Here is a 12,990-nt window from a genome sequence, read left to right as displayed (position 1 = left end):
TGTGGCAATTACACTAAGAGATAATCATTTGTTTTTCAGTAAATTAAAAACAAAAACCTAACCCCCAGACTTCTTCACTTTATAGCCTTCTTTTTGAAGATATAAAAATGCCTTTTCCTTAAAATCTCCTTGCAAAATGATCTCTCCATCTTTTGCACCTCCTCCTACGCCACATTTTGTTTTGAGTGTTTTGGCTAGTTTTTCCAGATCCGCATCGCTACCAACAAAGCCAGTAACCAAGGTCACTGTTTTCCCGCCCCTGTTTTTTCGATCTAACATTACCCTTAAATCTTGTTGCGCATTGGCCAAAGTCCCTTGCTCTTCTTCTTTAGGGCTTTCATATACAAAATCTGGATCAGTAGAAAACATGATTCCACTAAAATCATTAAAGGTATTTTTCTTTTGCTTGCTCATTATATTAGGGATTAGTGGCTAGGGAATAGTTATTAAGGATTAGTTAATATCTTTAACGATGCAGGGATTATTTTTATTTCCAATTCTTCGCCAAGTTTCAAAGGTTCGCCATCTAAATGCACGGCATCTGCAGCATTACGCTTTATTTTAATATGCTTACCTCTAATGATCTTCACTAAACTTGATTGATGCGTTTTTCCAGTAATCATTTGAAAGGCTAAAATTGGCAACTTTACCAAGGAGATGGGATGTATAATACAAACATCAAGGTAGCCATCCGTTAATGACGACTTTGGAGAGATATATACATTATTCCCATATTGAGATGAATTGGCAATACTAATGGCAAAGGCCGAGTTATCATATTCCTTTCCATCAATTTCGATGTGGTAAGGCTGGGCTTTGTAAGTAGTAATTTCCTTAAATCCCAGCTCTACGTAGCTTTTCAGCCCGCGTTTTTTATTCCCTGCAAAAACAGAACTTAAATGAGCGTCGAAACCCATTCCAGCCATGTTAAAAAATTTCCTACCATTTAGCTCGGCAGTATCTATTAGCTGTGGTTTACCCGTATTGATTAACGAAATGGCCTTTTTGGCGTTAAGCGGTATGTTTAAAAAACGTGCTAATCCATTACCTGAACCAAATGGGATAATGGCCAATGTTTTATCGCTATGCACTAATTTACTGGCTACTTCATTGATGGTACCATCTCCACCAACAGCAACAATCATATCGTAGTTTTTCTTTTCGGCTTCTTCGGCCAGCTCTGATGCATGGCCAATATATTCTGTAAAAGCATATATTGGTGCATACTTCTCCTTATCAAGAAACTGATCTATCAAAGCGGGCAGATCTGATTTCTTTTTACCCCCCGAAATAGGATTGATAATAAAGAGAATATTGAACTTGTTTTGAGACATAAATATTTAGCGTACAAAATAATCGATAATTTTTGAGTATTAAAATTTATTGTAGTAGTTTTGCGGCATTAAAGTGGATTGATTTGCTAATCCCGAATATTTCGGGACTGATTGCTGCCACGTAAAAAAAAGTGCTAATTATATTCCTACACTTCTCTTTTACAACCTTTCGAGGTATCAAGCACTTTAATTTATTGTTTGGTTTACATTAATAAACAAAAAATTAGATGTCGTATTTATTTACATCAGAATCTGTATCTGAAGGTCACCCAGATAAAATTGCTGACCAAATTTCGGACGCGTTAATCGATAATTTCTTAGCTTTTGATGCGGAATCAAAAGTTGCTTGCGAAACTCTTGTAACTACGGGACAGGTGATTTTGGCTGGGGAGGTAAAATCTAAAACCTATTTAGATGTACAGCAAATTGCAAGGGATGTAATCAAAAAAATTGGTTACACCAAAAGCGAGTATATGTTTGAAGCAAATTCTTGCGGTGTACTTTCTGCAATCCACGAGCAATCTCAAGATATTAACCAAGGCGTTGACAGAACTACGAAGGAAGAGCAAGGTGCTGGCGACCAAGGAATGATGTTTGGTTATGCAACCAACGAAACCGAAAATTACATGCCATTGGCGCTTGATTTATCACATGCCTTGTTAAGAGAGTTGGCCAATTTAAGAAGAGAGAATGCTGAAATTACTTATTTGCGTCCTGATGCAAAGTCACAAGTAACTTTAGAATATTCTGATGACAATCAGCCGCAAAGAATCGATGCGATCGTAATCTCTACTCAGCACGATGACTTTGTTCAGCCTAAATCTGGTTCGAAAGAAGACAAGAACGCTGCAAACGAGGAAATGTTGGTTAAAATTAAAAGCGATTTAATTTCGATTTTGATTCCAAGAATTAAAGCCAAATATCCTCAATACGCTCATTTGTTTAACGATGATATCACTTACCACATTAACCCAACTGGTGTTTTTGTAATTGGTGGACCGCATGGCGATACTGGTTTAACAGGAAGAAAAATTATTGTGGATACTTACGGCGGTAAAGGCGCTCACGGTGGTGGTGCTTTCTCTGGAAAAGATCCAAGTAAAGTAGATAGAAGTGCTGCTTATGCTACTCGTCACATTGCTAAAAACTTAGTTGCTGCTGGTTTATGCGATGAGGTTTTAGTTCAAGTTTCTTACGCGATTGGCGTTGCAAAACCTACTTCTATCAATGTGGTTACCTACGGAACTTCTAAAGTAGATTTAACAGACGGAGAAATTAGCAAGAAAGTAGAATCTATTTTCGACATGCGTCCTTACTTCATCGAGCAACGTTTGAAATTAAGAAATCCTATTTATAGCGAAACTGCTGCTTATGGGCACATGGGCCGCCAGCCAGAAACAGTGAACAAAACTTTCAAATCGCCAAACGGTGAAGAAAAAACAGTGAGCGTTGAGTTGTTTACTTGGGAAAAACTAGATTACGTTGATCAAGTAAAAGCTGCTTTCGGTTTATAGTTTTTAACCATATAAATACGCCATTGGCTGGCTTATCTTTTTAGCCACAGATACACAGATTAATTTTACATAAAGATTTGTGCATCTGTGGCTACTTTATTAATAAATCATAAATATGTTCGAATGATGGTAGATTCTATATGTCTTTATTTCTCATAAATGCTTTCTCTTCATCAAGTAAATATTTATCATCTATGGCATAAGTGCTTACTTTATTAATACCCATTTCGTCTATAATATCTACAAAATTGCGATAAACAGAGGTATTAGTAGGTTTAATAATCACATACATTTCTTGGTCTTTTGAAGCTTTATGGGTTTCAGCTACCGTTTTCTTACTAGCTAATATTGCCTTGCTAATTTCAGAGAGGTTGGCTACTAGCATTGGACTTTTATTCGCTTCACCCAAATAATAAACTGCTTGGTTATCCTTGCCCAATAAAATGGTTAAAGTTTTTGAGGCGGGCCAAGGCGCGAAATGCGCTACGCCAGGAACTGGTACTGGCTTGGCAATATCCATGACCTGCATTTTACTTAGAGAGGTCGTCAACATAAAAAAGGTGATGAGCAGAAATGCCAAATCAACCATTGCGGTTAAATCTACTCCTGGAATAGGTCTGCGAGTGCTTCCTTTCACGGCCTTGCCGCTTTTAGGAACGTTAAGTGTTGCCATCTTTGTTCAGTTTTTAACATGATGATGGTTTCACTTTAATTGCATAAAAAAAGAGCGATTAAAATTTAATCGCTCTTTTCTACTATTTAACAGCGGCTATTATACCACAACCAATCCTCGGTCCTGAGTTTCCTGTGGGCTGTGTTTCATAGTCATCGGTACCACCATGCACAATAATTCCCCTTCCGATAATATCTTTCACATCACCATCTGCTGCACTCCATCTAGTAGTGCTTAGCGAAATTTTAGCGCGGCCTTTGCCATCTAGCGCAATGTTGCCTATATCTCCAGAGTGGAATGAATCAGAATCCCATTTACCATGTGGTTCATTGGTAGGATTCCAGTGCCCATGTGTATTTTCGCCCATGTTACCACAATCTCCATGCTCATGAAAATGTACAGCAACGGTACTATCTGCCCTCTCGGGCATATTAATTTCCAAATCCATTTTTATTTTCCCGTCGTTCAGCTGATAAAATTTAGCGGAACCTATCGATTGATTATTCGCGGTTGAATTCAAATTGGCTGAGGCTACCTCCCTTTCTTTATTGGCACAACCCATAAATGCGGTAGAAACAGCAAGTGCAAAGCATAAAAAATAATGTTTCATAATATTGGTTTAAGTGGTTACTATTTATTGATCTGGTGGTTAAGCATTTTTTAAAGACCTTAGCACAACAACCACACGAGCTTTTAGTTTGTATCTCCGCCGCTTTTTTTTGAGAATAAAAAGCAAAACTATTCCATGTTTGAGGTGTTTTTAAGGTAGATCAATTTTAAAAGTTATGGAACAGCCAATAGAGATGAATACCCTTAGTCAAATCCTTGAAAAGTTAAGGAAAAAGGGTATAGACAATGAGCTTAAGATGACTGACCACGGCAAAATGCAGTCGAAAACACTCAACAAAATATATACTCCCGACGATCTCAACATTGTAAAAACTTACAGATTTGAGGGAATGTCGGATCCTGCAGATAGTTCTGTATTGTACATGGTTGAGGATAATGATAAGAACATGGGTTACATTTTGGATGCCTATGGGGCTTATTCGGATAACGATGGTGCCGCATTCGCTGATTTTCTGAAGCGTATCAACACTGCCGACCGAGATGAACAAGAGCTTTTTCAATAGAAAAAGCTCTTTTCGTATCTATAAAAACCTTAACGCAAACGCTTGATATGACTTATACTGGAAAAACATATATTTGCGTTAAGGGGGCAATGATCAATGAAGAAACCAGTAACTATTAAAGAAATTGCGAAAAAGCTAGACTTATCGTTCTCAACGGTTTCACGGGCATTGCACGCACATCCGAGCATTAGCTTGGCCACTCAGCAGCGAGTAAAGCAAATGGCTGTGGAAATGGGCTATGAGCCCAATCAGACTGCTATTTTCTTCCAAAAAGGGAAAACCTTTACCATTGGTGTGATTTTACCAGAACTCGCAGAAGCGTTTTTCGCAGTGGCCATGAGCGCCATTGAAGATATCGCTTATAAAAGGAATTACACCATTTTACTGGCCCAATCACATGATGATGAGGAACGCGAAAAGCTTTTGGTTGAAAAACTAAAAACGCATCGTATCGACGGCCTTTTGGTTTCTGTGGCTAAAAACACTTCCAATTTTGAGCATTTCGAACAATTAAAGAAATCCCGCATCCCAACTGTATTTTTTGACCGCATCCCACCTTTAAAAAACATCCACTATGTGGCCTGTAACATAGAAAATGGCAGTGTGGAAGCCGTTAACTTTCTATTGAAACGTGGCCATCGAAACATCGGCTTGATTAACGGTCCTACTTCTTTAATGGCCAGCGGACAAAGAAAAGAGGGCTACATTAAAGCGTTGCAGAAAAACAGGCTAAAGTTTGACCCCAGCCTCGTAGTCAACTGCGACCTTACTGAAGAAGGCACAATTTCCGCATTAGAAACCTTGCTTAACCACAAACGTAAACCTACGGCCATCGTTACTTTCAATGACTATGTTTCGGCCTTTGCCGTTAAACATTCGCTGCATAAAGGAGTAAAAGTGAATGAAGATATTGAATTTGTGAGTTTCGCCAATGCACCAATTACCGACTATATGGCCTTTCCACCATTGGCTTCAGTGGAGCAGTTTCCTGCCATACAAGGGCAAAAAGCAATTGATACACTGCTTGACCTTATCGCCAACAAAGATGGAGAAGAAGAACAAGCTTTCTACAAAACCGTAATTGAAGCAGAACTGATTGAGCGAACAAAGGGGAGTTAACTTTGACAACCTTCGCTAAAAGCTCAGATTGCCAAAGTTAATTTGGTATTTTTAATAACCACTATCGTCTAATGCAAAAGTATTTTTGCGGGTAGCCCATTTCCCTTTAGTAAAATCAGGGAAGGCTTGTGGTTTATTCCCTTCTTTAAGAGATTTAGTTGAAAGTGGCGTAATTACGCTCATGGTTACTGAATCGTAAACATCAATAGGGGTTTGTTTTTTGTCTTTTACTGCTATAATAAAGGCATTAAACACAAACCAGTCCATACCGCCGTGGCCAGCACCCATTGCCTTATCTTCGTATTTTTTCCAAAGCGGGTGATCGTATTTTTTAAACCATTCTTCAGCTTTATCCCACGAATGCGGCTTTGATACACCTTCGATATGTACAGATTTATTAACGTCCATCCACAAACCATTAGTCCCCTGAATTCTGAAACCTAAGGAATAAGGTCTTGGCAAATGCGTATCGTGGCTAAGCAACACCGTTTCGCCATTAGCGCAGTTTAGCAAAGTGGTGGTCACATCACCATTTTTATATTTAATTTTTGCATTCGGATGCCCTGGCGACTTTTTCTCTACATAATCTGCCAAGCCTAAAGCTTTCGAGCTGAAAGAAACCAAATTAGTAAAACGGTTGCCACGATTAATATCCACACATTGCATAATGGGTCCTACACCATGCGTTGGATACAAATCGCCATCTACATCGATGTTGAACTGCGTACGCCATTGTGCCTCACTTAAGGCATTAGGACCAAACTCTACCCCACCGCCATAGTATTGCTTGCCATTATTGAACAACACTTCTCTCAAATCATGCTGATAACCACCTTCCAAGTGAACTAATTCACCAAATACATTACCCCTTACCATGTTCAAGGCGGCCAAAACATCTCTGCGGTAACACACATTTTCTAAGGTCATGTAAGGCATACCTGTTTTCTCAGACGTTTTTACAATATCCCAGTGTTCATCAACGGTTAATCCAGCAATCACTTCACAACCTACATATTTACCTGCATTCATAGCATAAATAGACTGTGCGTGGTGAAATTGCCAAGGAGTAGAAATGATGATCGCGTCAATATCTTTTCGGTCAGCTAAAGCTTTATAAGCATCCAAGCTCCCTGTATATTCTTTGGCAGCAGTTCTGCCTGCTTTAGCAATGGCAGCTCTACAGATTTTCAGAGAGCTTTCTTGAGTATCACAAATGGCCACGATCTCCACATCATCTCTTAATAAGCCTTCCTTGATATGGTTCATACCGCGGGCACCTACGCCAATATAGCCTAAACGTACTCTTCCAGTATCTTTTGCAAATAAAGAACCCGTAGGTAGTATGGTCATTCCTGCTGTGGCCAAAGCGCCGTTTTTGATAAAATCTCTTCTTTCCATTTAAATCAGTTTATTTGTATTGGTTGTATTAGGTTTATATATACTTGGTGAAATTTCAGGCTCAAGTTAGGAAAAAACTGAGGCTAAATGGAAATATTGAGAACCATGAATGATGCGCAAACGTTTGATATTACACCATCTGTTTTATTTTTAAATGAGCAAACCACATACAAAGACATACTTTATCAAAAACCTACCCCTCGAAGTAAGCTTTAGGCCAAAGGTGATTAGCATAGATTTTAGACCCTACAAGCAAAAACAGGAATTGAACTTGTTGTACAAACATTGTGTTAGCTTGGTAGAAGAAATCAAGCATGACTACGAGCAACATTATGGGAAGCCTTTAAAGATTAGCAAGGCCTCGTTAATCGCCGAGATTTGGGGGCATTTGATGGCTTACCGCATTGCTTTGGGCTTTAAAACTCACCTTAAGGTTTGGCCAATACAAAACTTTGCAAAGTTTGCTGCTTTTAGAAGTGCTGTGGTCGACTGCGGAGAAACCAAGGTAGACACCAACCGTTGGTTTTGGGACATGACGGCTTGGGCCTTTTTCCGCAAATACCGATAGTTACTTCACCACAAAACTTCCTTTTAGCTTGATGTTTTCAGAGGAGCTTCCCAACATCACCGTAAATACTCCAGGCTCTACAACCTGCTTCATCTCCCTATTCCAAAGGGCTAGTTCGTGCGCTGGAACCGTAAAATTGAGCACCTTACTTTCATTGGGCTGTAGGGTTATCCTTTCAAATCCACGTAGTATTTTTTCATAAGTAGTTACCGAGCTTACATTATCCCTGATATAAAGCTGCACCACTTCATCACCTTTTAGGGCACCAATATTTTTAACCGTCATGCTTAACTGCACCGTTCCATCCGTATTGATTTCTGGAGTGATGATCTTTAAATCGCTGTACGTAAAATTGGTATAACTAAGTCCATGTCCAAAGGGGTAAAGCAATCCTTTGGCTTTGGCATGCTCGCCCGCATCACTTTGTGCATTAGGTTTGGTGGGAAAGTTCATGGGAATTTGTCCTACTGAACGGGGAAAAGTAAGGGTAATTTTCCCGCCAGGGTTATAATCGCCAAACAACACATCGGCAATAGCAATACCACCCTTAACGCCAGGATAACCTGCGTAAATGATCCCTTTTACATTTTTGTTGATCCAATTAAAACTGATAGGCTGTGAACCGATGAATACCACCACCACTGGCTTGCCCGTTTTCACCACTTCTTTTGCCAATAACAGCTGATGTCCAGTCAGATCCAAACTGATACGGCTTTTGTTTTCTCCCGCGGTCTGTGTGTTTCCTCCAAGCACCAATATCACCTGATCACTCTGTTTGGCAATGTTTACAGCACTATCAATGCTTTTCCTCTCTTCCTCGTTGGGTTCCTCTGGCAAAAGTTCCGATTCTGGCCATTTTTGATCTACCAAATGGCAGCCTTTACGATATTTTACGTTAGCATCTCCAAGTTTTTGGACAATACCCTGTAGTACATTTACACTTACCGATTTTAGGGGCCCGTAATGGGTATGGGCATAATCGGCATCAGTGGCATTTGGGCCAATCACTGCCACCTTTTTATTTTTTTGCAAAGGCAAAATACCATTCTGATTCTTTAAAAGCACAATACTTTCTCTTGAAGCTTGCAAGGCTACCGCCTGATGAGCTTCACTATTCACCAATTTACGGGTAGCATTGGCATCTTTTACATAAGGCTGGTCAAAAAGCCCCATCTTAAATTTCACTTTCAATACCGATTTTACCCTATTGTTTAGCGTATCTACTGGCATGCGGCCTTCGTTCACCAATTCTCTAAGATAAATGATAATGCTATCGGGCTTATCAAACGTAGTACGCACGTTTAAGCCAGCCATAAAGGCTTGATAAACGGCCTCTTTTAAATTGCCCGCCACACGGTGCTTGCTGTATAAATATTCCAAGGCATCGCTATCACTCACCACATAACCTGTGAAGCCAAAATCTGTCCGCAGCCTATCCGTTAGCCAATACTTGCTACCAGTAATAGGTATTCCATCATAATCATTATAAGAACTCATAACGCCTTGCAGGTCGGCTTCTTTAATTACCTTTTTAAAGGGATATAGCAAAACATCTTCTACTTCTCGCGGGGCAACCTGTGGATCAGTACGGGCAAGCCCTTCCCGTGCGCCTTTGTTGGCACTGTATACGGCAAAATGCTTTGCTGTAGCAGCTACCGTGTTGTTGTTTTGAAGCCCTTTGGTCATTTGTACGCCCAAAGTACCCACTAAAAAAGGGTCTTCCCCATAAACCTCCTCCAAACGTCCCCAACGCTGGTCGCGGGCAACATCTAAAATAGGCGCATAAACGTTGGTATAGCCCAGTGCCCTTGCCTCCAATCCTGTAATTTTACCCATTTCATATACCAACGATTTGTTCCAGGTCATGCCCATGTTCAACTGCGTTGGAAAACCCGTAGCTTCATAGGCTTCTATGCCCCTAATTCCTTCGTTAGTAAAATCAACAGGGATTCCCAAACGGGTTTGCTCAATAAAAAAACGCTGTGTTTCATTCATCGCCCAAACATGATATTTCATGTCTGCAGCAAACTTTGATTCGTCTCTCTTGGTCCACCCCACAAAACCATTTAAATGTTCGTCGATGTTGGCAATGCCATCTTTCCAAATTTTATGCTTCCAATCTGGCGTAGGCAGCGAATCTTTCAAAATCCGCTTCCAGCCATATAAAGTAGCCATCTGACAGGTTTTTTCATTCAGGTTCATTTGGCTCAACAAGTCATTAACCCTAGCATCAATCGGCTGGCTGGGATCTTCGTAGATATCCTTTTTATTATTCTTGTTTAAATCTATCCAGCCTTTACGGTAAATAGACGATGGCTTGGTAAATGAGGTGAGTACAAAAACGAGTAGCACTAGGACAACAATAGACTGGAAACGCATAGTAAATATTTTTAGCTTTTTTAAAGATAGTAGATTATGCTAAAACTTAATCAGCATTTATGTACTAATGCTTTCAAGATGTTAAACAATGGACCCTTGCCCCAAGATAGCTATCCACCAAACGACAGGTTGAACTTTTCAACAAAACAAAATTGAACTTTTTAACAAAGCGATGTTTATTTTTTATGCTGACTTTTGTATCGTAAATTTATCATACACAGAAAATAGAAATTCTTAAGATATTGAATAACATTGCTGAAAAAGTCATCCTTACAGGTGCTACTGGGCTAGTGGGAGAAGGTGTTTTATTAGAAAGCCTCGCTAATTCCCAAATTGCCGAAGTATTGGTAGTAGGTCGAAAAACCTGTGGCAAAACTCATCCCAAGCTTAAGGAACTATTGGTTCCAAGCTTCTTTGAACTTCACGAAGTGAAAGAACAGTTACGAGGTTACGATGCTTGTTTCTATTGTGCAGGGGTTAGTTCTGCAGGAATGAATGAGCAGGATTATGGCTACATCACCTACGATACGACTTTGGCTTTTGCCCAAACGCTGCTTGAAATCAACTCGAGTATTGCTTTTTGTTTTATCTCAGGAAGCCATACCGATAGCACCGAAAAAGGTAAGATTATGTGGGCAAGGGTGAAAGGAAAAACCGAAAATGCCCTCGCTAAAATGGGTTTCGAAACGTTGTATCATTTCCGACCTGGTTTGATGAAACCCACCGAAGGCCAGCAAAACGTTAAAGGCTACTACAAAGTCATTGGCAAAATGTACGGTTTTTTTAAACTCTTATTCCCCAACAACGTAAGCACCATGAAAGCGGTTGGTCAAGCCATGATCAACAGCATCACCAAAGGATATCCAAAACAGATTTTAGAAGTTTCGGATATTAAGCAATTAGCCAAAAATTAGGGCGAGATATCCATGAAAAAAACACTTAAAATATTTAAATACACCATGATCGTATTGTTAAGCTTGGTCCTATTACTGGCCATCGGTACTTATTTTTATATGCGCTCGCCTAAATTTGGCAAAGCACCCAGTGATAAGCGTTTAGAGCGCATGCTGCAATCACCTAACTATAAAGATGGTAAATTCCAAAACCTGCACCATACGCCTAGTTTAACGGAAGGCTACTCCATGTTGGGCGTAATGTTCGACATGTTATTCAAAGACCATCCCCGCCGCAAGCCCGTAGACAGCCTGCCTTCGATAAAAACCGATTTGCTAAACCTACCTGCCAATGAAAATGTATTGGTATGGTTTGGCCACTCTTCTTATTTCATGCAGATCAATGGCAAGCGCTTTTTGGTCGATCCTGTATTTAGTGGCAATGCATCGCCTATCCCTGGCACTACCAAGTCCTTTAAAGGTGCTGATATTTACAATGTAGATGATTTGCCTAGTATCGACTATTTGGTCATCAGTCACGACCACTACGACCACCTGGATTACGAAACCATCATTGCCCTAAAGTCGAAAGTAAAAACGGTGATTTGCGGACTTGGCGTGGGTGAACATTTTGAATACTGGGGTTATGCACCCAGTCAATTGATTGAAAGGGATTGGAACGAAGAAGTTAACTTAGGTGATGGATTTAAACTCCACACCGTTCCTGGACGACACTTCTCTGGTCGTGGCTTTACCCGCAACAATACCCTTTGGACTTCCTATATTTTGGAGACACCACAAAGCAAAATTTACATAGGTGGTGATAGTGGTTACGACACGCACTTTAAGCAAATTGGAGAGAAGTTTGGTCCAATGGATTTGGCGATCTTGGAAAATGGCCAATACAATGTAGCTTGGCAAGCCATCCATACTTTACCGCACGAAACTTTACAAGCAGCTAAAGATTTAAAGGCAAAGAGATTGTTCCCAGTGCATTCTTCAAAGTTCACCTTGGCCATGCACCAATGGGACGAACCGCTTAACGACATTAGCCGATTAGCGGAAGGAAACCTACCTTTGGTAACGCCCATGATTGGAGAGAAGGTGGAGCTTGATAACGATACGCAAGTATTTAAACAATGGTGGAAAGGAGTTAAATAATGGCAGCTGTAGAAATTACCTCTTGTTATATCGGTCCCGAGATTTCGCCCGAGCAATTTATTCCAGAGCATATCTTTATGTTTTTGGCTAAAGGGAATGCCACGGCTTATGATGGCGACAAAAAATACACCATTAAGGGTGGCGAGTACTGCCTCATTAGAAAAAACTATTTGGCCCGTTATACTAAAACCGAGGACAATGGTGCTTTTGAAAAGGTAGTAGTGGTTTTTGACGAAGCTTTCCTGAAACAATTCCAACAAAAACATGGCATTAAGAAAACAGGAACGGTAGCCAAGGGTGCTTTTTACGAACTACAGAAAACACCTTTAGTACCTCACTTTGTCAGTTCGCTAATGCCTTACTATCAAGGTGGCCATCAAATAGAAGGTGCTTTTGACCTGGTAAAAAGGGAGGAGCTACTGCTCATTTTACTACAAACCAATCCCGATTTGGCCAATGTACTATTTGATTTCGGCATCCCCGCTAAAATAGATTTAGAGGCCTTTATGAACAAAAACTATAAGTTTAATGTAGGGATTGAACGTTTTGCTTACCTCACTGGCCGAAGTCTCTCTTCTTTCAAAAGGGATTTCCTAAAGGTATTTGCCGATACGCCTAGTCGATGGCTCATCCAAAAGCGTTTAAAGGAAGCACATTTTCTGCTCACTAAAAAACAACAAAAGCCAACGGATATTTACCTGGATTTGGGGTTTGAAGATTTATCCCATTTCTCGTTTGCGTTTAAGAAGTTGTTTGGCTATGCCCCTACTAAATTGGTAGAAGGTTAGGTTTATTTACTTATTAATAGCCGTTAGAGC

At 40.1% G+C, this 12,990-nt stretch carries 13 protein-coding genes; 7 read left to right on the top strand and 6 right to left on the bottom strand.

The features are described 5' to 3' along the window. Nucleotides 1-57: 57 nt before the first annotated feature. Entirely contained in the window at nt 58-414 is a 357-nt protein-coding gene (locus tag DUT70_RS12970; protein WP_113647782.1) for a translation initiation factor, read from the bottom strand. A 32-nt stretch (nt 415-446) separates the two neighbouring features. Beyond that, a complete protein-coding gene (locus DUT70_RS12965) occupies nt 447-1,334 on the bottom strand; it encodes a diacylglycerol/lipid kinase family protein (protein WP_113647781.1) in 888 nt (295 codons plus the stop codon). A gap of 227 nt (nt 1,335-1,561) precedes the next feature. On the opposite strand from DUT70_RS12965, the gene metK reads away from it, so the two are divergent. After that, the gene (gene metK, locus DUT70_RS12960; protein WP_113647780.1) at nt 1,562-2,848 is read left to right on the top strand and encodes a methionine adenosyltransferase; all 1,287 of its coding nucleotides are present in this window, start codon (nt 1,562-1,564) and stop codon (nt 2,846-2,848) included. Between the two features lie 136 nt (nt 2,849-2,984). On the opposite strand, the gene DUT70_RS12955 is transcribed toward metK, so the two are convergent. Together DUT70_RS12955 and DUT70_RS12950 are read right to left on the bottom strand one after the other, a co-directional pair. Next, nucleotides 2,985-3,521: an ExbD/TolR family protein gene (locus DUT70_RS12955; protein ID WP_113647779.1), complete on the bottom strand. Its 537-nt coding sequence runs from the start codon at nt 3,519-3,521 to the stop codon at nt 2,985-2,987. An 82-nt stretch (nt 3,522-3,603) separates the two neighbouring features. Continuing rightward, nucleotides 3,604-4,131: a superoxide dismutase family protein gene (locus DUT70_RS12950; RefSeq protein WP_113647778.1), complete on the bottom strand. Its 528-nt coding sequence runs from the start codon at nt 4,129-4,131 to the stop codon at nt 3,604-3,606. A gap of 175 nt (nt 4,132-4,306) precedes the next feature. Here DUT70_RS12950 and DUT70_RS12945 point away from each other — a divergent pair, with 175 nt between their 5' ends. Together DUT70_RS12945 and DUT70_RS12940 are read left to right on the top strand one after the other, a co-directional pair. Then, nucleotides 4,307-4,654, top strand: coding sequence for a hypothetical protein (locus DUT70_RS12945; RefSeq protein ID WP_113647777.1), 348 nt, complete (start codon nt 4,307-4,309; stop codon nt 4,652-4,654). A 96-nt stretch (nt 4,655-4,750) separates the two neighbouring features. Then, nucleotides 4,751-5,773 carry a LacI family DNA-binding transcriptional regulator gene (locus DUT70_RS12940; RefSeq protein ID WP_113647776.1) on the top strand — a complete coding sequence of 341 codons (1,023 nt, stop codon included), beginning with the start codon at nt 4,751-4,753 and terminating at the stop codon, nt 5,771-5,773. A 51-nt stretch (nt 5,774-5,824) separates the two neighbouring features. On the opposite strand, the gene DUT70_RS12935 is transcribed toward DUT70_RS12940, so the two are convergent. Beyond that, complete coding sequence (locus DUT70_RS12935) at nt 5,825-7,171, bottom strand: Gfo/Idh/MocA family protein (RefSeq protein ID WP_113647775.1); 1,347 nt, start codon at nt 7,169-7,171, stop codon at nt 5,825-5,827. A 154-nt stretch (nt 7,172-7,325) separates the two neighbouring features. On the opposite strand from DUT70_RS12935, the gene DUT70_RS12930 reads away from it, so the two are divergent. Beyond that, a complete protein-coding gene (locus DUT70_RS12930) occupies nt 7,326-7,739 on the top strand; it encodes a hypothetical protein (RefSeq protein ID WP_113647774.1) in 414 nt (137 codons plus the stop codon). Here DUT70_RS12930 and DUT70_RS12925 read toward each other — a convergent pair whose 3' ends face one another. After that, nucleotides 7,740-10,118 (bottom strand): glycoside hydrolase family 3 N-terminal domain-containing protein, encoded by a 2,379-nt coding sequence (locus DUT70_RS12925; RefSeq protein ID WP_113647773.1) that lies wholly within the window; start codon nt 10,116-10,118, stop codon nt 7,740-7,742. 242 nt (nt 10,119-10,360) lie between these two features. On the opposite strand from DUT70_RS12925, the gene DUT70_RS12920 reads away from it, so the two are divergent. The 3 genes from DUT70_RS12920 to DUT70_RS12910 are packed head-to-tail and all read left to right on the top strand — an operon-like array spanning nt 10,361 to nt 12,960. Then, nucleotides 10,361-11,032 (top strand): NAD-dependent epimerase/dehydratase family protein, encoded by a 672-nt coding sequence (locus DUT70_RS12920; RefSeq protein ID WP_240432107.1) that lies wholly within the window; start codon nt 10,361-10,363, stop codon nt 11,030-11,032. Between the two features lie 12 nt (nt 11,033-11,044). Continuing rightward, nucleotides 11,045-12,172: an MBL fold metallo-hydrolase gene (locus DUT70_RS12915; protein WP_113647772.1), complete on the top strand. Its 1,128-nt coding sequence runs from the start codon at nt 11,045-11,047 to the stop codon at nt 12,170-12,172. Then, nucleotides 12,172-12,960 (top strand): helix-turn-helix domain-containing protein, encoded by a 789-nt coding sequence (locus DUT70_RS12910; RefSeq protein ID WP_113647771.1) that lies wholly within the window; start codon nt 12,172-12,174, stop codon nt 12,958-12,960. Before DUT70_RS12915 ends, DUT70_RS12910 begins: the two co-directional genes overlap by 1 nt. Nucleotides 12,961-12,990 lie beyond the last annotated feature (30 nt).

Origin of the sequence: Pedobacter chitinilyticus (assembly GCF_003313385.1) — a bacterium.
Lineage (GTDB): Bacteria > Bacteroidota > Bacteroidia > Sphingobacteriales > Sphingobacteriaceae > Pedobacter > Pedobacter chitinilyticus.
The sequence above is the reverse complement of the archived record's forward strand: the minus strand, read 5'-3'. Positions and strand labels throughout refer to the sequence as shown.

Bases quoted from the DNA above. Each gene is read 5' to 3' on its own strand.
- DUT70_RS12935 (WP_113647775.1), bottom strand. From the start codon at position 7,171: ATGGAAAGAAGAGATTTTATCAAAAACGGCGCTTTGGCCACAGCAGGA.
- DUT70_RS12910 (WP_113647771.1), top strand. From the start codon at position 12,172: ATGGCAGCTGTAGAAATTACCTCTTGTTATATCGGTCCCGAGATTTCG.
- DUT70_RS12965 (WP_113647781.1), bottom strand. From the start codon at position 1,334: ATGTCTCAAAACAAGTTCAATATTCTCTTTATTATCAATCCTATTTCG.
- DUT70_RS12915 (WP_113647772.1), top strand. From the start codon at position 11,045: ATGAAAAAAACACTTAAAATATTTAAATACACCATGATCGTATTGTTA.
- DUT70_RS12925 (WP_113647773.1), bottom strand. From the start codon at position 10,118: ATGCGTTTCCAGTCTATTGTTGTCCTAGTGCTACTCGTTTTTGTACTC.
- DUT70_RS12970 (WP_113647782.1), bottom strand. From the start codon at position 414: ATGAGCAAGCAAAAGAAAAATACCTTTAATGATTTTAGTGGAATCATG.
- DUT70_RS12945 (WP_113647777.1), top strand. From the start codon at position 4,307: ATGGAACAGCCAATAGAGATGAATACCCTTAGTCAAATCCTTGAAAAG.
- DUT70_RS12955 (WP_113647779.1), bottom strand. From the start codon at position 3,521: ATGGCAACACTTAACGTTCCTAAAAGCGGCAAGGCCGTGAAAGGAAGC.
- metK (WP_113647780.1), top strand. From the start codon at position 1,562: ATGTCGTATTTATTTACATCAGAATCTGTATCTGAAGGTCACCCAGAT.
- DUT70_RS12940 (WP_113647776.1), top strand. From the start codon at position 4,751: ATGAAGAAACCAGTAACTATTAAAGAAATTGCGAAAAAGCTAGACTTA.
- DUT70_RS12930 (WP_113647774.1), top strand. From the start codon at position 7,326: ATGAGCAAACCACATACAAAGACATACTTTATCAAAAACCTACCCCTC.
- DUT70_RS12950 (WP_113647778.1), bottom strand. From the start codon at position 4,131: ATGAAACATTATTTTTTATGCTTTGCACTTGCTGTTTCTACCGCATTT.